Annotated in this window: 21 protein-coding genes; 12 read left to right on the top strand and 9 right to left on the bottom strand. The window is 41.0% G+C overall.

The window, feature by feature from the left end; genetic code table 11:
- Positions 1–34: 34 nt before the first annotated feature.
- The 4 genes from ADHAQ_RS0111235 to ADHAQ_RS0111220 are packed head-to-tail and all read right to left on the bottom strand — an operon-like array spanning position 35 to position 3,020.
- Positions 35–616 (bottom strand): nitroreductase family protein, encoded by a 582-nt coding sequence (locus tag ADHAQ_RS0111235; RefSeq protein WP_034256757.1) that lies wholly within the window; start codon positions 614–616, stop codon positions 35–37.
- Positions 616–1,749 carry a DegT/DnrJ/EryC1/StrS family aminotransferase gene (locus ADHAQ_RS0111230; protein WP_034256756.1) on the bottom strand — a complete coding sequence of 378 codons (1,134 nt, stop codon included), beginning with the start codon at positions 1,747–1,749 and terminating at the stop codon, positions 616–618. Before ADHAQ_RS0111230 ends, ADHAQ_RS0111235 begins: the two co-directional genes overlap by 1 nt.
- The gene (locus ADHAQ_RS0111225) at positions 1,739–2,413 is read right to left on the bottom strand and encodes an acetyltransferase (RefSeq protein WP_245590601.1); all 675 of its coding nucleotides are present in this window, start codon (positions 2,411–2,413) and stop codon (positions 1,739–1,741) included. Before ADHAQ_RS0111225 ends, ADHAQ_RS0111230 begins: the two co-directional genes overlap by 11 nt.
- Positions 2,403–3,020 (bottom strand): sugar transferase, encoded by a 618-nt coding sequence (locus ADHAQ_RS0111220; RefSeq protein WP_026463010.1) that lies wholly within the window; start codon positions 3,018–3,020, stop codon positions 2,403–2,405. The genes ADHAQ_RS0111225 and ADHAQ_RS0111220 overlap by 11 nt, the downstream gene beginning before the upstream one ends.
- A 120-nt stretch (positions 3,021–3,140) precedes the next feature.
- Here ADHAQ_RS0111220 and ispE point away from each other — a divergent pair, with 120 nt between their 5' ends.
- Positions 3,141–3,950, top strand: a complete 810-nt coding sequence (gene ispE, locus ADHAQ_RS0111215) for a 4-(cytidine 5'-diphospho)-2-C-methyl-D-erythritol kinase (protein WP_026463009.1) — start codon at positions 3,141–3,143, stop codon at positions 3,948–3,950.
- Here ispE and ADHAQ_RS25380 read toward each other — a convergent pair.
- The 3 genes from ADHAQ_RS25380 to tgt all read right to left on the bottom strand — a co-directional run bounded on the left by ADHAQ_RS25380 (position 3,898) and on the right by tgt (position 7,270).
- On the bottom strand, positions 3,898–4,842 hold the full coding sequence (locus ADHAQ_RS25380; RefSeq protein ID WP_051359859.1) for a DMT family transporter: 945 nt from the start codon (positions 4,840–4,842) through the stop codon (positions 3,898–3,900). The genes ispE and ADHAQ_RS25380 overlap by 53 nt on opposite strands.
- A 109-nt stretch (positions 4,843–4,951) precedes the next feature.
- Complete coding sequence (locus ADHAQ_RS0111205) at positions 4,952–6,031, bottom strand: LptF/LptG family permease (protein ID WP_026463008.1); 1,080 nt, start codon at positions 6,029–6,031, stop codon at positions 4,952–4,954.
- 108 nt (positions 6,032–6,139) lie between these two features.
- On the bottom strand, positions 6,140–7,270 hold the full coding sequence (tgt, locus tag ADHAQ_RS0111200; protein ID WP_026463007.1) for a tRNA guanosine(34) transglycosylase Tgt: 1,131 nt from the start codon (positions 7,268–7,270) through the stop codon (positions 6,140–6,142).
- A 182-nt stretch (positions 7,271–7,452) separates the two neighbouring features.
- Here tgt and ADHAQ_RS0111195 point away from each other — a divergent pair, with 182 nt between their 5' ends.
- The 5 genes from ADHAQ_RS0111195 to ADHAQ_RS0111175 all read left to right on the top strand — a co-directional run bounded on the left by ADHAQ_RS0111195 (position 7,453) and on the right by ADHAQ_RS0111175 (position 11,808).
- Positions 7,453–8,562, top strand: a complete 1,110-nt coding sequence (locus ADHAQ_RS0111195; RefSeq protein ID WP_026463006.1) for a glycosyltransferase — start codon at positions 7,453–7,455, stop codon at positions 8,560–8,562.
- Positions 8,553–9,164, top strand: a complete 612-nt coding sequence (locus tag ADHAQ_RS0111190) for an RNA polymerase sigma factor (protein ID WP_026463005.1) — start codon at positions 8,553–8,555, stop codon at positions 9,162–9,164. The genes ADHAQ_RS0111195 and ADHAQ_RS0111190 overlap by 10 nt, the downstream gene beginning before the upstream one ends.
- 115 nt (positions 9,165–9,279) lie before the next feature.
- Complete coding sequence (locus ADHAQ_RS0111185; protein ID WP_026463004.1) at positions 9,280–10,275, top strand: hypothetical protein; 996 nt, start codon at positions 9,280–9,282, stop codon at positions 10,273–10,275.
- A gap of 141 nt (positions 10,276–10,416) precedes the next feature.
- The gene (gene rsmG / locus ADHAQ_RS0111180; protein WP_026463003.1) at positions 10,417–11,040 is read left to right on the top strand and encodes a 16S rRNA (guanine(527)-N(7))-methyltransferase RsmG; all 624 of its coding nucleotides are present in this window, start codon (positions 10,417–10,419) and stop codon (positions 11,038–11,040) included.
- Between the two features lie 72 nt (positions 11,041–11,112).
- Entirely contained in the window at positions 11,113–11,808 is a 696-nt protein-coding gene (locus ADHAQ_RS0111175) for a Bax inhibitor-1/YccA family protein (RefSeq protein ID WP_026463002.1), read from the top strand.
- Positions 11,809–11,906: 98 nt separating this feature from the next.
- Here ADHAQ_RS0111175 and ADHAQ_RS0111170 read toward each other — a convergent pair whose 3' ends face one another.
- A complete protein-coding gene (locus ADHAQ_RS0111170; RefSeq protein ID WP_034256755.1) occupies positions 11,907–12,914 on the bottom strand; it encodes an AraC family transcriptional regulator in 1,008 nt (335 codons plus the stop codon).
- 104 nt (positions 12,915–13,018) lie between these two features.
- Between ADHAQ_RS0111170 and ADHAQ_RS0111165 the strand changes: the two genes are divergently transcribed.
- The 5 genes from ADHAQ_RS0111165 (at position 13,019) to ADHAQ_RS0111145 (ending at position 20,432) form a co-directional block, all read left to right on the top strand.
- A complete protein-coding gene (locus ADHAQ_RS0111165; protein WP_211240585.1) occupies positions 13,019–13,867 on the top strand; it encodes a sugar phosphate isomerase/epimerase family protein in 849 nt (282 codons plus the stop codon).
- A gap of 55 nt (positions 13,868–13,922) precedes the next feature.
- Positions 13,923–15,761, top strand: a complete 1,839-nt coding sequence (locus tag ADHAQ_RS0111160) for a 3-keto-disaccharide hydrolase (RefSeq protein ID WP_026462999.1) — start codon at positions 13,923–13,925, stop codon at positions 15,759–15,761.
- Between the two features lie 78 nt (positions 15,762–15,839).
- A complete protein-coding gene (locus tag ADHAQ_RS25375) occupies positions 15,840–17,780 on the top strand; it encodes a c-type cytochrome (RefSeq protein WP_034257305.1) in 1,941 nt (646 codons plus the stop codon).
- 29 nt (positions 17,781–17,809) lie between these two features.
- Positions 17,810–18,874, top strand: a complete 1,065-nt coding sequence (locus ADHAQ_RS0111150; RefSeq protein WP_026462998.1) for a DUF6807 domain-containing protein — start codon at positions 17,810–17,812, stop codon at positions 18,872–18,874.
- A 268-nt stretch (positions 18,875–19,142) separates the two neighbouring features.
- Positions 19,143–20,432: a mandelate racemase/muconate lactonizing enzyme family protein gene (locus ADHAQ_RS0111145; protein WP_026462997.1), complete on the top strand. Its 1,290-nt coding sequence runs from the start codon at positions 19,143–19,145 to the stop codon at positions 20,430–20,432.
- A gap of 55 nt (positions 20,433–20,487) precedes the next feature.
- Here ADHAQ_RS0111145 and ADHAQ_RS0111140 read toward each other — a convergent pair whose 3' ends face one another.
- Complete coding sequence (locus ADHAQ_RS0111140; protein ID WP_026462996.1) at positions 20,488–21,456, bottom strand: YheT family hydrolase; 969 nt, start codon at positions 21,454–21,456, stop codon at positions 20,488–20,490.
- A 262-nt stretch (positions 21,457–21,718) separates the two neighbouring features.
- Between ADHAQ_RS0111140 and rpsT the strand changes: the two genes are divergently transcribed.
- A complete protein-coding gene (gene rpsT, locus ADHAQ_RS0111135; protein ID WP_026462995.1) occupies positions 21,719–21,979 on the top strand; it encodes a 30S ribosomal protein S20 in 261 nt (86 codons plus the stop codon).
- Positions 21,980–22,137: the final 158 nt, after the last annotated feature.

The following is a 22,137-nucleotide window of genomic DNA, read 5'->3' as shown; positions in this document are numbered from 1 at the left end:
CGGTTTTTACCGGCCTTTGTTCTAATAATTAGTTTTAATTAACCCATTCAACTTTTGCTTCAATAGGTAATGGTCGCCGGCTATTCATTTTGTAATCAGAATAACCTAAATATAAAATGCCTAAAACCAAGTCTTCTTCTTTTAGTTGTAATAATACTTTCATGGCTGAATGATACGCCATGCCGCCTGATCCCCAATACGAAGCAATGCCCTGGGCGGTGGCCCCTAATAATAAATTCTGAATAGCACAGGACGCCGCCGCAATTTCTTCCAAAACCGGAATATTAGGTAAGGTGCCACGTTCCATTACAGCAATAACTAGATGAGACGCGAAGTCTCCCATATGCCTTATTTTGTCATATTTCTCTTGTGTAAATTTCTCGGCAGGAATATTTTGTCTGAATAATTCAACGTGCTGAAAACAAAACGCTTTTACCTTTTCTCCGGCATAAACCTTAAAACGCCAGGGTTGGGTTAAACCATGCGTGGGCGCCCAATTAGCAAGACTTAATAAATCCATTACCTGTTCATCCGGAATCTGCTTCCCGTTCATCAGGTGTGGTTTGGTAGTGCGGCGGGTTTGAATTATATGTTTAATAGTCGTGTAATCGGTCATTATGCTATTTGTTGTTTTATAACAGCTACCACCCGTGCCAGATCTTCTTCGGTTAAAGCAGTTCCGGATGGAAGACATAAACCCTGATTAAATAAATCTTCGGCTACTCCTTTTCCATAATAAGGACAATTAGCATAGAGCGGTTGCAGGTGTAAAGGCTTCCAAAGCAACCGGGATTCAATGTTGGCTGCTTCTAAAGCTAAACGTAATTGGGCGGTGGTTCCTTGCTGCTGACGCGGTAATAAAATACATGAAAGCCACCGATTACAAAAGCTATCTGGTCTTTCGTTTAAGAATTGAACTCCGGTAACCTTACCCAAATGCTGCCGGTAATATTCAAAATTAGCTCGCCTTTTTTGAATACGTTGTTGAAGTACTGCTAACTGCCCTAACCCAATGCCAGCCGAAATATTACTCATGCGGTAGTTATAGCCAATTTCCGAATGCTGATAATGAGGAGCAACATCTTTTGCTTGGGTAGCTAAAAAAAGGGCTTTGTCGGCATATTCTTTATTATCCGAAAGTAAGGCACCTCCTCCGGATGTAGTAATTATTTTATTGCCATTAAAAGAATATATTCCAACCTGGCCGAATGTGCCTACCCATTTACCGGCATAGGTGGAACCCAGTGCTTCGGCCGCGTCTTCTATAACCGGAATACCATATTGGTTAGCAATTTGTAAAATCTGCTCAACTTTGGCAGGCATACCATACAGGTGAACAAGTATCAAAGCTTTGGGCTTTTTTCCTTTCTTTAGTCGGTCTTTGATAGCTAGCTCCAAAGCGTCCGGGCAAATATTCCAGGTTTCAGGTTCACTATCAATAAAAACGGGAGTTGCGCCTTGGTATAATATAGGATTGGCTGTTGCTACAAAAGTGAAGGTCGGGCACAGCACTTCATCTCCGGGTTTAATTTCTAATAACCGCAAAGCCAGATGCAAAGCTGCTGTGCCGGAATTTAAAGCCACTGCATGTTTACAACCTGTAGCCTGGCTTAGCGCGGCTTCAAATTTTAAGATATTACTCCCGGCAGTAGTTATATAATTCTCTTCAAAAGCAGCCTGGATAAAACTTATTTCCTGCCCACCCATGTGGGGCGGAGATAAAAATAAACGAGTTGGCTTAGGCGTCATGCTGTTTGATTATTTTAGCGGGTACGCCTACGGCAGTGCATTGTTCCGGCAGGTTTTTATTTACGACTGCTCCGGCTCCAATTATGGAATTAGAGCCTACTATGATAGTAGGGAGTACGGTAGCATTAGTTCCCATATACACACACTGGCCAAGCTGGGCACCACCAGCAATATTAACATGGGGCATTAACGCTGAAAAATTCCCAATTACGGCATCATGACCAACGGTACAACCTAAGTTTAAGATTACATGCCTGCCAAGTCGGATATTGGTAGTAAGAATATTTCCCTGACAGATGATGGAGCCTGCACCAATGGTGTTGAATTGAAACGACTCATTGCAAACACTTGGGTGTATTAGCACAGGAAAGAAAATATTGGGGTTCACTAATCTGGCGGCAATACGCTGTTTTACCTTTGGGTTGCCAATGGCTATTACAACTGCAGTAGATGTCTTAACTGTATTTAGGCTTTCTAAGGTGCCCAGGTAGGGGTAATTATTTATTGTTCGGGGTGTTTCAGGGGAGTCGTCATAAAAGCCCAGAATATTCCATTGTAACTGTGCCTGGTTTATTTGGTGCAGCAACATTAGTACCTCTCTGCCAAAACCACCGGCTCCAAATATAGCAATATCTTTAATTTGGTAGGTTGAGTTAGGAAGCATGTTTTATAGTTCCGGTAAATCGTTCGGCTGTGGCGCTGCCCGGTGCGGTAGTATCGCTATTTTTAAATATTTTGGTAAAGGTAAGGAGCAAAATCCTGAGATCAAGCAGAAAGCTTACATGATCAGCATACCAGGTATCATAGTTAAACTTTTGCTCCCAGGAAATAGCATTGCGCCCATTTACCTGCGCCCACCCTGTAATACCTGGCTTAACTGAATGACGACGGGCCTGTTCAGGCGTGTACAATACTAAATATTCTATCAGCAGCGGTCGCGGGCCAACCAGGCTTAAATCACCCCGCAGGACATTCCAGAGCTGAGGCAATTCATCCAGGGAGTATTTGCGGATAAATAAACCAATTTTGGTTAGTCGCTGCCCATCTGGCAGTAAGGCGCCATCGGGGGCACAGGCATCCGACATGGTTTTAAATTTATAGATGGTGAATAAACGGCCGTGCAAGCCAGGCCTTTGTTGGCGAAAAAGCACTGCCCCTTTTTGCAAAAAAAACAATAAAACTGCAATTATTACCAACAGGGGTAAAGCAGCCAACAAGCCAATCAGGCTTATTCCAACATCCAAAAAACGCTTAAAAAACTTTTTGTACATCCTGTTTACCATTCTGCCGGCGAATTTAAAGAAAACTAAGATATATTACCTTACTGGAACAAATAGCAATAGAGACACTTTTACTTTTATCTGATCCTGGGGCTGCCTAACTTCGCAACTATGATAGCATTCCCTAATGCCAAATTAAATATTGGATTAAACGTGGTTTCCCTCCGTCCGGATGGATTTCGAAATTTAGAGTCTTGTTTTTATCCGGTACAATGGTGTGACGCTTTGGAAATAGTACCGGCCGACCAAACTAGTTTCTCTTTATCGGGTATTCCGGTGCCGGGTCAGTCAGATACGAACCTTTGTTTGAAGGCTTACCATTTATTGCAAGCTGATTATAACCTGCCACCCGTGCATATGCATTTGCATAAGCACATTCCCATTGGGGCCGGAATGGGCGGTGGCTCCGCGGATGCTGCTTTTGCCTTAAAGTTACTAAACGATCTATTTAAGCTGAATCTTACTGCTGACATTCTGGAGGAGTATGCCCGCAAATTAGGGAGCGACTGTGCTTTTTTTATTCAGAATAAGCCAGTTTATGCAACCGAACGGGGCGATGTCTTTTCGCCTCTGTCGCTTGATTTGACTGGTTTCCATTGTGTGGTGGTATATCCGGAAATACATATAACAACTGCCGAGGCTTATGGTTTGGTTAAAGCTCAGGCGCCCGGCTACTCTTTATATGAAGTTTTACAAACTCCTATTAACAATTGGAAAGCTTTTATTAAAAACGATTTTGAACAAGCCTTATTTCCAAAATATCCTGAATTGGGCCAAATAAAAAGTAGCTTGTACGAGCAAGGTGCCCTTTTTGCCTCCATGACTGGTTCTGGTTCGGCTGTTTTTGGTATATTCGAAAAAGATTTTTCTACAGAATTGGCGTTTCCGGCAGCGTATCGGGTGTGGAAAGGGTTGCTTTAGCTTTCTTTTTCCGTTTAGCATACCCCTCTAGTATAGCGTGTACAAAAACACTCAATAATATAATTGCAGCGCCCACATAAAAGCCTCCCGACATCCGTTCAGAATCTTTGAAGATAAAGAAGGCAAAAAGTATTCCGTAGATAGGTTCCAGATTTACACTTAGATTTACGGTAAAGGCAGAAATCTGCTTCATTAGTTTTACAGAAGCCGTAAATGGATAGACGGTACAAACCAAAGCTAGCAGCAAAAGCCACAGCCAATCCAGGTAAGTCACGTTAAAGTTTAGCGTACCCGTTTCTGAAAACCACCAGGTATAAAAAGGAAAGAACAAGGCAGTAGCTAAACAGGCCCCTGCCATTTCGTAACAGGTAATTACCGGCGCCCGGTAGGTTTTTACCAAGCCAGCATTAATAATAGTAAAAAGAGAACTGAGCAGGGCAGAAGCTACCGCCATTAAAATACCAACCAGGTGCCCAAATTCAAACCGGAAAATCAGGTATAGCCCAATCATAATCATAAAGGCCATGATTATTTCAAGTAACCTGATTTTTTTCTTTGTAAAAACTGGCTCCAGAAGAGCTGTCCAAAGGCTAACAGTAGAAAGTCCTGCAAGCGAAATAGCTACCGATGCAACCCGGGCAGAAGCAAAGAATAAGATCCAATGGCCGGAAATTAAAAAACCAACGGCTAATATTTTAATGATGATTCCGCGCCCGATTTGTAAAGAAATTTTTTGCTTATAAAGGATTAAAGCCAGGGCAGCAGCGGCAATAAAGGTGCGAATAAAAACAAGTTCTACTGCGGGTATAGATATAAGTTTACCTAATACAGCCGTAAAACCCCAAAGGAAAACAACAAAATGAAGTTCAAGGTAATTGCGGAAAGAAGCCACTTAAATAAATAAAAAAATGGAAGGGTTAAAAAAAGGCAATTAGGTATAATTAAACTAAAAGAGCCGGTAAAGATCATCTGCCGGCTCTCTTAGTTTAATTTAAAACCAGCTAGCGCGGCACCGTTTTATATAATACTACGCCAATACACGAAAAGACAATGGAGGGAATCCAGGCTGCTAACATGGGCGGAACACTGCCCACCTGTGCCATGCTTCGGCTCATTATTACAAATATGATAAAGATGAAAGCTAAAATAAAGCCTAAAGCAATCTGGAAGCCTACGCCTCCTCTTGCTTTCCGGGAGCTTAGAATTACGCCAATTATGGTTAAAATAATAATGGCAAACGGATAACTGAAACGCTCATATTTTTCGATCAGGTAGGTTTCTACATCATCCGCTCCCCGCATCAGCCTTTCCTGGATGTACCGGTTCAGCTCCGGCAAGGTAAAGGTTTCGGCTAACCGGTAGGTACTGCCAAAGTCTTTAGGTAATAAATTAAGAGTGGTATCTACCGGCGTGTTATGTATTGTAATGGTTTCTTTTTCTCCATTAAATGTCCGGAGTTGGTACCGATCCATGTGCCATTTATTTTTTTCGGCATTCCAGGTAAGGGTTTCGGAGGTTAGCTTTTGCTTCAGAACATTTTTTTCAATGGTTTCCAGGGTAAAACGATAACCAACATTGGCGGTATTATTATAGCTTTCCAGATAAGCGTAGGAAGTAGGCGATAATTTAAAGTGGATGTTGCGCTGATCAAAAGTATAAGGATTTTTGATATACTTAATTTCAAAAGCAACCCGGGTTTTATTGGCGTTAGGAATAACCCAGCCAATCATGGCAAAAATAATAGCCCCAATAATAGAAGCCCCCATCAGGTAAGGAACCATGAAGCGTTTAAAACTTACGCCACTGCTTAAAATAGCAATAATCTCGGTATGAGAGGCCAGTTTAGCGGTAACGAAAACAGTAGCAATAAATACTGTAATCGGGCTAAGCATATTGGCATAGAAAGGAATCAGGTTCAGGTAATAGTCAAAAACAATAGACTTAAAACCTACGCCGGTCCGAATAAAATCGTCATTCTTTTCGGTAAAATCAATCACACAAATTACCGCCACTAAAATTAGTACAACGAAGACGAAAGTGGTTAAGAACTTTTTGAGTATATAGGAATCTAAAAGTTTCATTTAGTTAAATTGCTGTTAAGCAGCAGAGGTATAGCTGTACTAAAGTGGAAGTTAAAATTAGATTTACTGGTTTTGATCCTTTAAACACAACTCTTGTAATTAATAAAATTAAAGGCGCTGCATTACTTGTTTCACCATTTTATCTTTCCATTCCAGGTAAGTACCTTCTATGATTTTTTCGCGGGCTTGTTTTACCAACCATAAATAAAAAGTGAGGTTATGTACGCTGGATATCTGAGATCCTAACATTTCGTTGCTATGCACCAAATGTCGCAAATACGCTTTAGAGTAGAACGTACTTGCATATCCGCCAAGTGTCTCATCTATGGGAGAAAAATCTTTTTTCCAGCGTTCGTTCCGGATGTTTATGATTCCTTGGGTGGTAAATAGCATGCCATTACGGGCATTGCGGGTAGGTAGTACGCAATCAAACATATCTACGCCTAGTGCTATATTTTCCAAAATATTGGCAGGTGTACCTACTCCCATTAAATAACGGGGTTTATCTTTCGGTAATATATCACAAACCAACTCCGTCATTTCGTACATCATTTCAGCTGGTTCTCCTACACTTAAGCCCCCGATAGCATTTCCTTCCCGGTTAAAAGAAGCAATGGTTTCGGCCGATTGGATGCGTAAGTCTTTGTAGGTACTGCCCTGAACAATCGGGAATAAAGTTTGGTCGTAGCCATATTTACCTGTAGTACTATCAAAACGGTCGCAGCAGCGCTTCAGCCACCGGTGGGTCATTTCCGTAGATCTTTTGGCATAGTTATATTCGCAAGGGTAGGGGGTACATTCATCGAAGGCCATTATGATATCTGCGCCAATGGTTCGCTGGATATCCATTACACCTTCCGGAGAGAAGAAGTGGGTTGAGCCATCTATGTGCGATTTAAACTTTACACCTTCTTCTACAATTTTGCGAGTGCCTGAAAGCGAGTAAACCTGATAGCCACCACTATCGGTTAAAATTGGGCGGTTCCAGCCATTAAATTTATGCAAACCTCCCGCACCTTCTAATACTTCTAACCCCGGGCGCAGGTATAAATGATAAGTATTTCCCAGAATAATCTGGGCGTTAATATCATCATATAGCTCGCGCTGGTGTACGGCTTTTACAGTGGCTGCTGTACCAACCGGCATAAAAATAGGTGTTTGAATTTTGCCATGAGCGGTGGTTATTTCACCGGCACGGGCTTTGGATTGTTTATCGTTCGCTAAGAGATCAAATTTCATGATAATGTTGCTGGGAACAAGCCGTAAAGTGCAAAATTAAACTTATCCTGGGTTCCCTTTAAAGGCGCTGCAAAAATACGTTTAAAAACTGATAAAGCCGGAGAACAGTTCAAAATATTGAAAACTGCTGTAGCCGATTGAAATTATTTCGTTAATATTACCGCCATATAGCAGCCTGCCAGGTGATTTTATCCTTTCTTTATTATCTTCTCGGTGTTTGTGTATTTACCCAGATAGGCTATTGCTGCTATTATTTTATTCCATTTATTTTTTATAAACCTAAGGTTTTAACTAATTCTGCTTTTCCGGTTTCTGTAATTATATCGGCTCATAATGAAGCCCAAAACCTAACAGAACTACTTCCTTTGCTACTGGCACAGCAGTATCCTCGGTTTGAGGTGGTGGTAGTAGATGACCGCTCAACCGATGATACAAAAAAATATTTGGACAATTTAAGTCTAAACTTTCCCGGCTTACGTATAATAGCCATTGACCAAACACCACCTGGTATCAACCCTAAAAAATATGCATTAACTCAGGGTATCAAGTTGGCAAGGTACGAGCACCTGCTTTTTACAGATGCTGATTGTCGACCCAAAAGTAATTTCTGGATAAGGGAAATTGCCAAAGGGTTTTGTGCAGATGTGGGTATCATTTTAGGATATTCTCCGTATATAGTAAAATATAGATTTTTAAATAAATTAATTCGTTACGAGACTTTGGTAACAGCTATACAATATTTATCATTTGCAATAAAAGGTGATTCATATATGGGTGTTGGCCGTAATCTGGCTTATACCAAAAGTTGTTTTAACCGGATAAATGGATTCAGTTCTCATATAAATACCCTTGGTGGCGATGATGATCTTTTAATACGAGATGCAGCAAAAGAAACCAAAGTAAATATAGTTTTATCAAAAGAAAGCCAGACAGAAAGTATTCCAAAGGAAAGTTATCAGGAATGGATCATTCAAAAGAGGCGGCACATGGCTGTTGGCCGCGAATATAATAAGCCTGATAAGTTGCGGATTGGAATATATATGTTATCTAATATTTTCTTTTATTTAACCTTAATAATGTTTTTGTTTGTACCAACTAATAATTTAATGCCGTTGGGTATATTAGTTGGCTTACGTTGTGTCGTTTTATATTTAGTGTACCTGTTAATCGCACAGAAACTTAAAGAAAATCTGTCGGTTACAATGTTGCCCATTCTGGACCTAGTTTATATTTTAAATTACCTGGTGTTAGGGCTTTCTGTTTTAATGTATAAAAAAGTAAGATGGAAGTAAATAATAAGCAATTTTCTGCGAAAGCAAAACATGATTTTAAACTGATTCAGGCGGCCGTAGAAGGTGGCGACGAAAAAGCCTATGCCGAACTGATGAATATTTATAAGAAGCCGGTTTACCACGTAGTGCTTAAAATGGTCCGCAACCCTGATGATGCGGAAGATTTAACTATTGAGGCATTTGCTAAGGCCTTCCGGAACCTGCATAAGTTTAATCCTGAGTATGCTTTCAGTACCTGGCTTTTTCGAATTGCTACCAATAACTGCATCGACTTTATTCGGAAGAATAAAATTAAAACCATGAGTATTGATTCAGCTATTAAAATTGATAATGGCGATGAGATTACCATAGATTTTAAAGATTTAAACCTGAACCCGCAGGAAAGCGCCATAAAAAATCAGAAGATTGAGATTATGCAGTTTATCGTAGGCAAATTGCCGGATAAATACCAGCGATTGGTGACTCTGCGTTATTTCGATGAATTATCTTACGAAGAAATTGCTACCGAATTAAATGCTCCTTTGGGTACGGTAAAAGCCCAATTGCACCGCGCCCGTGAGTTGCTGTATGACATGGTGAAAAATAAAAAGCATCTTATTTAGTAGTTTATAAAACATAAAACAAAAGCCTTAGATTAACTTCTAAGGCTTTTGTTTTTTCTATAAGGTTGAATCACTATTTTGCGGGCATAGACACTTATCGCCTGTTAAAACCCGCATGAATAATTTTGAGTTACTGCGTTTTGGGTTAGGTTTAACCTTAGAAGGGTACCGGCAGCAAGCTTTTATTCAACGTTTTTTAAAGCCCCTGGTAAATAAGCATTGCCAAAAAATAGGGTACGAACTTAATAATTCAGAGCAGAAAAAAGTATTGTTTTTTTACCCCATGTACACGGTGCTGGGTACGCAACTTTATTTAACCTTGAAAGGCCGCAAATTAAATAAAGCCGAAACTAAGCGGATGACTTTAGTAGGAGTTATGTCTACCATCTGCGACGATTTAATTGACGAAGATAACTGGAGCCGGGAGCAAATATTCGATTTATTACAAGATAAAATACCCTTCCCTAAATTAAGTAAAAAGGCCCAATTATTGGTTTCCTTAAACCAGGAGCTGCAAACGTTCTGGCCGCTACCAGATACCTATTTGCAGCAGTTAATGATTGCCCTGGAATGGCAGGCCGAATCGAGTAAACAATTAAATCCATCTATAACGCTGCAAGAGATTGAATGCCTGAGCCGCGAAAAAAACGGGCGTACCTATTTGATGTTCGCAACTTTGGTGGAAGAAAACTGGACCGAAGCGGAAAAAAGAGTTATTTACCAAACGGCCATTGTCGATCAGCTTACCAATGATAGTTTTGATATTTATTTCGATACACAGAATGGCATTAATACCTATTTTAACCGAGCCGCTTCCGTAAAAACTGTTAAAGAATTTTATTTAGCTGAATGCAAAAAGCTGCACCAATTTATTTTAGATTGTCAGGTGCCGGAAACGTATAAAAAAGCCACTATAAATCGCATGTGCATACTCCATGGTTTTACACTTACCGTGCTGGAGCATTTACAGCAAACCGAAAATAAATACGGAACCCCCGTTAATTGGAAGCAAATTCCACGTAACGAAATGGTAACCGATATGGCCTTGTGGCGGAACCGGTTTAAAACCCTTCGAAATATCAAATGGCTAAGTGAGCTAGTTTATAGATAAGGGTTTTGGGTTAGAACTTTAAATAATTTTTTATTCTCTTGTTGAAGGCTTAGCCTAAAAATGATTTTTTTCTTTTGCCTATTTCAGCGTAAGAGAATTAGCTATATTTTATAATTTTGTTTAAAGTCTTAACAAAACGCCTTGGAACTTATTCGAAATTATTTTCCCGACATTACTGATAAACAAGCAGACCAGTTTGCCCAACTGGAGCAGCTTTTACGCGAGTGGAATGCCAAAATAAATGTGATTTCCCGGAAGGATATGGATCAGATTGCGGTTCATCATATTTTACATTCCTTGGGTATTGCAAAAGTAATTCACTTCCCAGCCGGTTCATCGGTAATGGATGTGGGAACGGGAGGCGGTTTGCCCGGTATTCCCCTGGCTATTATGTTTCCGGAAGTACGGTTTCATTTGGTGGACTCCATCGGTAAAAAGATTCATGTGGTACAGGAAATTGCCCAGTCGCTGCATTTGCATAATGTAAAAGCTACTCATACCCGGGCCGAGCAGGTGCCAGAAAAATATGACTTTATAGTAAGCCGGGCTGTAGCTCGCTTGTCTGAGTTCTATACCTGGATACAGAACAGCTTTAAAAAACCAGATAGCCCAGATAAAGGATTATATTATTTGAAGGGTGGTGATTTAACCGAGGAGATTGCCGAGTCGGGGTTAGTTACCAATCTTCATAATTTAAGTAATTATTATAAAGAAGAATTCTTTGAAACCAAGAAGGTAGTGTTTGTACCGGTTACATATTTATAAAAAATAGCTGAATAGGGTATTGTATATATTTAGCAGTTTTTGTAAATTTCATACACCTAAATTAAATGTACTATGTTAGATTCAGCTCTTTTACTAAATAAAAGTAAAGTATTACAGCCGGGCTTTATGGCTAAAGTTTATGGCTGGATGTCGTTGGCTTTGGCTATTACGGCGGTTACTTCAGCCGTTGTAGCTTCATCCGATTTTCTGCTTTCCCTTATTTTTGCGAACAAGATTACCTTTTATGGACTACTTATTGCCCAGGTACTTTTGGTATTGTATTTAGGAGCAAAAATGATGGATATGGCTTCGGGTACGGCAGCCTTATTCTTTCTTTTTTATGCTTTTCTGAATGGCGTTACGCTATCGGTTATTTTTATGGCGTATACCGCCGCTTCGGTTGCTTCCACCTTTTTGATTACCGCAGGTACATTTGGTGCCATGAGTATATATGGGTTTGTAACTAAAAAGGATCTAAGTTCCTGGGGTAATATTTTAATGATGGCTTTGCTAGGGCTGATTATTGCCTCGGTGGTAAATATGTTCTTCTATACCGAAATGGTATACTGGATTACGTCCTGTGCCGGGGTATTGATATTTGTAGGATTAACCGCTTACGACACCCAAAAAATTAAAGCAATTGGCATGATGCAGGAAGAAGGCTCAGAAACCGAAAAGAAAACTTCTTTATTAGCCGCTTTATCCCTGTACCTGGATTTTATCAACTTGTTTTTATACATGTTGCGCTTTTTCGGTAACAGAAGATAATTTTATTAAGTACTTTATTGAAAAAAAGGATATATCAATTAGGTATATCCTTTTTTGTTTTAGGCTTTTTTAGTTACAGATTTAGAAACAGTAGTAATTTAGGTTACATGCTGAAGCCGGTAACTTTTAGGCGAATAGCCATATTGTTTCCGGAAAACCGTCGCAAAATACTCACTGCTGGAAAAGCCACAATCGTAGCCAATATTATTAATGTGTAAGTGCGGCGCATGAATTAATTGATGGGCAGCAACTTCCAACCGTAGATTTGTCAAATATTGCATCGGCGATGCATTGGTAATCTGCTTAAAGTAATGAACAAAACGGGTAATGCCCAACCCACATTGGGCAGCCATGGAATCTAAGGTCCAGGGTTCCATGAAGGTTTTATTCAGGTCTTTAATAAAAAGTTCAACCGTTCTTCTGCCTTCCGTTAGTGCTTTACTTAAAGGTATCTGACCACACCGGAATGAATCCAGCAGATGCAGTAAAATTTCATTTATGTAAACTTTAATCCAGGATTCTACCTTACCTAGGTCCTTGTTTTTTAATAAGCTGCCCAATCGCTGAAAGCATAACTTTATTTCGTCGCTGGCTTTCCATACCGGTTGCTCGTTTTGGCGCAACATGCGGGTAAGCTCCGTTAAATCAGCTTTTGTTAACATTATCCAATCTGGCCAGATCCATTCCTGGTGCGGGTGCCTAACGCCAACATCTAAAATAAGCCAAAAAAGTTTTCCTGCCCCAATGGTCGGGTCGCCTACCCGGTGGGGCTGCCAGGGACGGGTTATCGTTATCTCATCAGGGTTTAAGGTGAAGGCTTTATTTTCCAGGGCGAATGGTATCTGCCCACTTTCCAGAAAAGTAATTTCTATGCCTTCGTTCCGGTGCCAGTCCAATCCCCAACTCTGTCTGAAATGAGCATCCCAGTAGCCAATGCTGTTTACGCCGGTTAATTCCTCCGGTTCAATTCTCCGGCCCGGGTAAGTGAAACGTCCCCATGCCTCCAACTGAAGTTTGCCTTCCTGATTTGCCGCAATTAAGGGTTGGCAGGTATCGGCGTGGTAAATTTTATCCTGATCTTTATAAACCTGTTGGGTACTCAGCATAGCAGCTTTGTTGAAAATATTTAAAATTATTCACTGAACTAAAATGAATAATTTTAAAATTCTTAATAGATAAAATTACTCAAGGAAAATTAAATTAAAAAACTATGAGCATAAAAGTAGGTTGTTTTGCCTTGATTAATCCGTTTCAGACGTTAGATAAACAGTTGGCCCAAATAAATTCCTGGGGTTTTAAATATGCGGATATTACCGACAATACCGACGGAGCTTGTTTAGGAGCTGAATTTGGCTTTACCGCCGTAGCTAGTTTAGATGCCAACCCGTTTGATTTGAAGCGGATGTTCCAAAGCCAGGGTATTACCATTACCAGTGTTTGTGCCCATGCTAATTTGTTAGATCCTACAGCGCCGTGGCGTTATGGTACTGCCCAAATAATAAAAGCTGTAAAACTGGCTGCCACCCTGGGTATTAAACATGTTATTACTACCGAAGGCGACCCTACTACCGAGTTTGGTAAAAGTTTAACTACCGACGAGGCGTTATTTACCATAAGAGAGAAATTACATGAACCGCTACGCTTAGCGCAGGACTTTGGCGTTAAAATATTGCTGGAGCCGCATGGCCATATTACTGACTCTGCGGATCACATGGAGAAACTGCTGGATACTTGCAATTCAGATGCTTTGGGACTAAATTTAGATACCGGAAATTTGTGGTTAGGCGGCGGCGACCCGGTTGAATTTGTAAACCGTTTGGGTAGTAAAATAGAGCATGTGCATTGGAAAGATATGCCCGAAGAATTTGTGGCGCAACGCGGAAAAATATTTGGCTGCGGTATGGCTATTATTCCGTTGGGTAGCGGCGTAGTGGATATTGAAGGAACTTTCAGAGCTTTAGAGAAAGCCGGTTTTGATGGGTATACCACGTTGGAAATTGCCGGGGAAGAATCGGTTTTAAAAAGCTACGAGTATTTAAAATCTTTAGGTGCTGAATAATCAGTACTTTTATTTATAGAAAAGGCTCCATTTACATTGGAACCATTTATTATTTATGTTTAGGAATTTAGTACGTGTTGGATTACCTTCTTTTAAGAAGCTGATTGCGGGTTTTGCTTTTTTGTGTTTATCTAAATCGGCTTTTGGGCAGACAACCATTCCCTTAACCGATTTAGCTCCTTTTAAAACGGAGGGTAAAAGCTGGAGTATTGTAGGAGATGTTACCGCAGATTTAGCCAAAGCAAATATCTTAAATTCGGTGAAAGGTAGTGGTGTCTTAATAAACTTACCTGCCAAAAAAAATACAGCCGCTGATTTATATACCAACTTCGAACACGGTGATTTGGACCTGGAGCTGGATTACATGATGGCCAAAGAGTCTAACTCAGGGATTTATTTACAGGGTCGCTACGAGATACAGTTAGAAGATAGCTGGGGAGTAAAAACTCCCACTGCTGGTAATAATGGCGGTATTTATGAACGCTGGGACGAGAAGCGGGCTAATGGCCAAAAAGGCTACGAAGGTTACCCGCCCCGACAAAATGCCAGTAAAGCTCCCGGTTTGTGGCAGCACCTGAAAATATCTTTTCAGGCACCTCGCTTTGATGCCAGTGGCAGAAAGACGGAGAATGCCAAAATATTATTGGTCCAGCTAAATGGAGTAAATATTCATGAGAACGTGGTACTTTCCGGACCTACCCGGGGGGCGCTGGGCAGCGACGAGAAAGCAACCGGCCCTTTGCGGTTTCAGGGCGATCACGGAGCGGTAGCCTTCCGCAACATTAAAGTCACCAATTTTGATAAACCGCGTCCGGAACTGGTAAATCTTCAGTACACCATTTACAAAGGTAAATTCGATAAAGAACCAGATTTAACTAAATTACCACCCGAAGCTAAAGGAGCCTCGGCTATTTTAACTTCTACCGTAAACCGCATTCCAAATGAATATTTAATTCAATATACGGGTAAACTAAAAGTTGCCGAGCCAGGAGAATACAAGTTTAACCTTACTTCACCGGGTGGAATAGGCATATTAAAATTAAATACAAAAGAAGTAACCAAGGTGGTTGGTGAGTCTGGAACCGGAGCCATTACCTTGTCGGCAGGGGAAATCCCTTTTGAAATATTGTATTCAAAATACGTTAATTACATTAAACCTATTCTGGGCCTGACCATTTCGGGCCCAGGCTTCCGGGAATTCTTAATAAGCGATGCTACCAATATTAAAGTTCCGGTAGACCCAGTTTTGGTAAACGCCACCTCCAATATGTTGCTTCGGAGTTTTATTGATTTACCCGATAACACCAGATTAACCCATGCTATTTCGGTGGGTAGTCCGGAACAGTTGCATTATACTTACGATTATGACCGGGGTACCTTGGTACAAGCCTGGCGCGGAACTTTTATGGATGCTACGCCTATGTGGCAGGATCGGGGCGATGGATCTTCTAAGCCAATGGGCATGATCCTGCAATTAAGTAAACCGGCTCTTACTTTGGCAAATTTATCAACTCCACAGGCAACCTGGGCTACCGATACCTTGGGTAGCCATTACCGGCCCAAAGGATATACCTTGGATCAGAACGATCTGCCAACTTTCCAATACCAGATTTATGGAGCAACGGTTGCTGATGCTATTCGCCTTGCAAATAACGGGCAAGGTTTGCAGCGGGTACTAACGGTAGAAAATAGCCCCAAAACTTTATATGCCCGGTTAGCCGAAGGTAAGAAGATTGAGGCCTTGCCCAAGGGTATGTATTTAGTAGATGATAAAGCTTATTATTTGCAATTGGATGATGCGGGCGGGGGTAAACCCCAGATACGGGAGGTTAAGGATGGACAGGAATTAATTATTCCGGTGCGAAATAAATTAAGCTATTCCATTATTTTTTAGGGTAAGTAGGTAATGAAAGAATATAATAACCGAGTTTCTTCTTGGCTTAAGAAGTCCTTTTATGTAGGTGTTGCCTTAATGCTGGCAGGTTCTCCTAGTTGGGCACAAACCTCAGCCTCTAAGGTTTTCACCCAAGAGTCAGCTAAGGAAGAAGATTTTTTTAAAATAATGCGCGTACCGGCTCCGGAAGGAACAGTGCTGGAAATAGGCGGTCTGGCCATGATGCCTAACGGTGATTTAGCCGTTACAACACGCCGGGGCGATATTTACATGGTTGAGAATCCTACCAGTTTACGGCCGCATTTCCGGAAGTTTGCTTCGGGCTTACACGAAGTTTTGGGTATTGCTTATAAAGATGGTGCTTTATATTGTGCGCAGCGGGGTGAATTAACCAAATTGTTGGATACCAATCAGGATGGTAAAGCCGATGTGTTTCAAACCATTGCGGCTTTGCCGGTCACCGGCAATTACTGTGAATACAATTATGGTCCTAAGATTGCGCCGGATGGTTCTTTTTTCATTACCTGTAATTTAGCATTTCCAGAAGACGAATGGTGGCGGCCTTACAGCAGGGCTCCATGGCGCGGATGGATGCTGCGGATACAGGAAAACGGGCAAATCGAGCCTTGGGCGACTGGTATGCGCTCCCCGGCCGGGATTGGTATGGTAGACGGTGAAATGTTCTATGCTGATAACCAAGGCGATTGGATTGGCTCCGGCGGCATAATCCATGTGAAGAAGGGTAGCTTTACGGGTAACCCAGCCGGATTAGCCTGGACCAATCAGCCTAACTCTCCTTTAAAATTAACCCAGGAACAGCTTTTTGCCAAGGTAAGTCCCCGCATTCAAAAAAATGAAAATGGGCAGGACATCCGGCCTATGAACGTAGTAACTGAAAACTTTACTACGCTTTTTGAACTAAAGAAAAGTATCCCGGAGATTGCTTTGCCAGCAGTTTGGTTGCCGCATGGTATTCTGGGGATTTCTAACTCCGAAATTCTTTCTATTCCGGAGAATACCTTTGGCCCCTTTGCCGGACAAATGCTGATTGGGGATCAGGGCCAGAGTAAAATAATGCGGGTGTTTATGGAGAAAGTAAACGGAGAATACCAGGGCGCTGCCTGGGATTTTCGAAGTGGCTTTCAATCTGGCGTATTACGCATGGCCTGGGCGCCGGATGGCTCTTTGTTTGTAGGTGAAACCAACAGGGGCTGGGGCTCGGCCGGGGAAGCGGCACAAGGGTTGCAGCGCTTGGTTTGGAATAATAAAGTACCTTTTGAGATGCTGGCCGTGCGGGCTATGCCAGATGGCTTTGAAGTTGAATTTACCAAACCAGTGGATAAAAAATCAGCAGCAGATTTAGCTTCTTATTCCGTAGAAAGTTTTATTTATAAGTACCACCCGGTATATGGTAGTCCGCCAGTTAACAATGAAAAGTGTGCAGTTAAAGCGGTAAAAGTTTCTGACGACGGCATGAAAGTGCGCATAGTGGTAGATAACCTGCGAAAGAATTATATTCATAATATAACTCTGGCTGGTGTGCATGAAACTGAAAATGCTTTTTCACTGGTGCATCCTACGGCTTATTATACTCTGAATAATATTCCGGATGGACCAAAATTAACTTTGCCACCATCAACAAAGAAAGTAACCTTGGTTGCTGATTCAAATAAAAAAGCACCTGTAGTTAAAAAGGCTAGTGCCGCCAAAGTAGGCTCCGCAGGGATTAGTCCTGTAGCCTCAGTAGCTACATCTAAAGCTCCTTCTTTTGAATTAGTAAAACCTTTATTGGCAAAGTATACTTGCTTGGCTTGCCATAGCCCCGATAAGCGTCAGGTGGGGCCAGCTTATTCTGAAGTAGCCAAACGTAAATATTCCGACGAACAAATTGTAAAGCTAATTCATGATCCGGAACCGGAGAATTGGCCGGAATATGCCACGCCCATGCCGCCTATGCCACAAGTACCCAAAGCAGATGCCTTAAAAATTGCAGCCTGGATTAATTCATTAAATAAGTAGTTAGAAATAGGTAGTATTGCCCAACTCAAATGCAGAAAATTAAAGCATATCGTGTCTGCTGTTCTATTGTTTTAGCACTGGCTGGTATATTAGTATTAAATCGCCCGGTAAACAGTTTTAATTTGCCTAAGCCCGGAAGTGGGGGCGGTAAAGTTAAAAGAGGTGAGTACAAAATTGTATCTTCAAAAGGTGGTGTTTTATTTAAATCAAAATATACCTGGCAAAAGACCGATACTTCCACAGCCTTGCTATATGCTGATAAAATTGTTTGGAAATTAAATCATAATAAGAAATTCGATAAACCTTATTTTTATCCGGTGCGGGTAGCCGGACAAGAAGCAGATTTAGCCGCGCTAAGTCCCTCTGATCATCCCTGGCACCGGGGGCTATGGTTCACCTGGAAATTAATTAATGGGGTAAATTATTGGGAAGAAGATACCAAGACGAGGCTTTCTGCTGGCAGAACCCGGATTAATAAGGTAGCTGCCCAATTGAATAAAGATTTCTCTGCGAAGATACTGTTAGAGTTAAATTATTCGCCGGCAGGCAAACCAGCCGTATTGCAGGAAAACAGGGTAATTACTATTTCGGCTCCCGATGAAAACGGGAATTATTACATTGATTGGGACCTGAAATTTAAAGCCTCAAATCAGTCGGTTGTATTTGATAGAACACCACCCGAAAGCCAGGGTGGTCCTGTTTATGGTGGGTACGCCGGGCTGTCGTTGCGGGCCTCTCAAAAGCTAACTCAACCGCAATACTTAAGCGCCACCGGTTGGACAAATAATGAAAAACTTGTGGGGTATGGGCAAAGAGCTCAATGGATGGATTTAAGTGGGGTTATTGACCCGGCAACACAAGCACGGGCAGGGCTAACTATGTTCAATCATCCCTCAAATCCTAACTCGCCTGTTCCGTGGTATGTGTACGAAGAAGATAAATTCTCTTTTTTTAATGCAGCTTTACTTTTTGATAAACCATTAAACCTTAAAACTGGTAGCGCATTAACTTTAAATTACAGAGTACTTGTTCATCAGGATATACCGGATAAAGCCTTTTTTGATAATGAATATAAAAAGTATTTAAAGCAATAATTTCTTATATTTAGAATTACTGCCAATGCAGGTTTTATTTAAAACGTCACCTTAATGTTTGATTGCGGTAAAGTCATTTAGTAGGTTTCCTTTGAGGCGTTAATAGTAATGGCGGTTGCTTAATATGCCAGAATTTGGGCATTGTTTTTAAGAGTGCCTGTTTCTTTTTTGTGCCAACGAAATAGGAACAGCTTAGAGTGAGTACATACATGCTTTGTTCTTATAGAATTCCACCACTTTTAATTATCAACCTAACAAGTAAAAATCTATGGCAAACAAACACAACCGCCGATCCTTTTTCTCGAAAGCAGCCCTGGCCGGCGCCGGATTAATAGGAGCATCTTCTTTAGCCTCCTATGCCGATGGCTTAGTAGCGGCCAAAGAAAGGACCTCCCACGCTTCAGCTCCTTCGGATCTTAAAATTACCAATGTTACCTGCGCCTTTGTAAAAGAAGGTCATGATCTGCTTGTAAAAATAGAAACTAACCAGGGCCTAGTAGGGTGGGGAAATGCAGTAGATGCTGTTAATGGTTCCTATTATATGGTAAGAAATATGGGTAACCGGCTAAAAGGGCAAAGCCCGCTAAACCCTAACCGGATTCAGGAAGATTTACGGAAAGGAGCATTTTTTGGAGGAGCCCAGTCTGGGGTTTACGTATCGGTAATGACGGCAGTAGAGGCAGCTCTTTGGGATTTAACCGGAAAAGCTTTGGGCGTACCGGTTTACCAGTTATTGGGAGGGAAATTCCGGGATAAAATCCGGGTTTATTGTGATACGGTAATCAAAAGCAACGGGAATCCTACTCCGGATGATTACGCCCGGGCAGCGAAAGATGCGGTAAAAAAGGGATATACTGCCGTTAAGTTTGATATCGACCACGCCAACGATCCCAATAAATACGATAAATATAATTGGACAGCGGGTCCGGCAGAATTAGACCGGATGTATAACTCCATTGCAGCGGTACGTCAGGCGGTTGGCCCTAAGATAGATGTTTGCGTGGATATGCACGGCCGTTATGATGCTACCACCGGTCATCGGGTAGCTAAATTAATGGAGCCGCTGAATCTGATGTGGTTGGAGGAGCCAGTCCCTGCCGACAATGTGGATGTATATAAACGGATAACCCAGGAAACCAGTACACCTATTTGTAATGGTGAAAATTTGTATTTGGGCTATGGTTTTACCCGGTTATTAGCCGATGGCGGTACCGATATAATTATGCCGGATTTGCAAAAAGCAGGAGGTTTAGGAGAAGCCCAACGAATAGCTAATTTAGCCAATTTGTATTATGTACCATTCTCGCCCCACATGGTAGCTACATTCTTGGGAGCTATGGCTTCCTGTCATGTGTGTGCTTCGGTGCCTAACTTTCAGATAATGGAATGGCAGACGTATATGGATACTGATCCGATGTTCAAAGAAATTGTAATCTATGACAAACCGCAGGTAGAAAAAGGATTCATCACCCTATCAGATAAACCTGGGATTGGTGTGGATATCAATGAGAAGGCATTAAAAAAATATACTCCACAGGGAATGCCTGTTTTTGCTTAGTTAGTACTAGCTAAATAAATAAGCTCTTTTTACTTAATTGGTAAAAAGAGCTTATTTATTTAGAAGTATTTAAAAACTCAACTGCCCGTCTTTCTGCGTAATAGCTTACCGTTAAATTTCCTTCCGGAAAACCTACATGGCCGCCATGCCTGGGCATTTCTAAAAAGAAGCTTGGATTCTCATTTGCTTCTTCAACCGGGAAGCAGGGAGGGGCTAAAAACGGGTCATTTAAGGCATTTACCAGTAGAGTAGGAACCTGAATATTCTTGATGTAAAAAACAGAGCTGCAGTGGGTATAATAATCGTCAGCATCTTTAAACCCATGCATCGGTGCGGTATAGCGGTTGTCAAACTCCCAAAACGATTTAATTTGGTGGTAATCAGTTAGATTTAGTTCATCAGGGAAGAGTACAGCCTTGGAAGTAAGCTTTTCTTCCAATGATTTTAAGAAGCGCTTTAAATAAATCTGGTTAAATGGGGTAGATAATTTATCGGCACTGCTTCTTAAATGGCATGGTACCGAAAAGACAGCTGCTTTTTTTATTTCCTTTGGAAGTACTGCCGGGTCTTCACCTAAATACTTAAGGGTAATATTGCCGCCGGCACTAAAACCAATCAGGTATATGGTGTGGTACTTCTGCTGATTTAGGGCATGATTAATTACCAGGTGAAGATCATCGGTGGCACCTAAATGATAAGTCCGTAATAATTTATTGCTTTCCCCGCTACAGGTGCGGTAGTTCCAGGCTAAAGCATCTATGTTGGCTTTATTTAAAGCTGAAACCATTCCTTTGATGTAGGGGCGGTCTGTGCTGCCTTCTAAGCCATGAGAAACTATGGCTAATTCTTTACTTTGTACTTCAACCCAATCTAAATCCAAAAAGTCTGTGTCTGGTAACGTAATCCGTTCGCGTCGGTACTTTACATGGTCTACCACCCGAAACAAGCTTGGAACAATGGTTTGTAAATGACCATTAAATAAATAAAAAGGATTATTGGAGTAGCTGGAGGAAATTAAGGGCATAAAGCTTTAAATCTTTCGCAAAATAAGTTTTTTCCAGCACAATCAAGGTTTAACTGATATCAGGATTTTTTCTGTTCTTATTTATTGTTTTAAGGAACTATCTAAGGGACAAGATGTTTGGATATAACTGCAGTTAGGTCTGTGCAAGTAAGTGCGCATTATATATTTGAAAATTTCTGCGGATGATTTGCAGAATCAAAAGAAAAGACCTACATTTGCAAACTCATTCAGAAAAGACTAAAATATAATATAAAAATTATTTATGGCTAATCATAAGTCGGCATTAAAAAGAATCAGAGCTAACGGTGCTAAACGTGAGTTAAACAGATACCAAGCTAAAACTACTCGTACTTTTGTTAAAAGATTAAAAGGTACTACTGATCAGGCTGAAGCACAAGAATTGCTGAAAAAAGTTTCTTCCATGCTAGATCGTTTAGCTAAGAAGAACGTTATTCACAAAAACAAAGCTGCTAACAACAAATCTAAGTTAGCAAAGCATGTTAATGCTTTAGCAGCTGCTTAAAAACCAAAATAGGTTTTAGTCTTTCCTTATTAAGAATACTATCCTGTTTTCATATTTTGCTTAGACCTTGTTTCTTTCGGAGCAAGGTCTTTTTTTTCGGTCATTTTAATCGCTATTTAAAATAAAAAAAGCCTGCGGATTGTTCGCAGGCTTTTTAG

The organism is Adhaeribacter aquaticus DSM 16391 (assembly GCF_000473365.1).
Taxonomy (GTDB): Bacteria; Bacteroidota; Bacteroidia; order Cytophagales; family Hymenobacteraceae; genus Adhaeribacter; species Adhaeribacter aquaticus.
The sequence above is the reverse complement of the archived record's forward strand: the minus strand, read 5'-3'. Positions and strand labels throughout refer to the sequence as shown.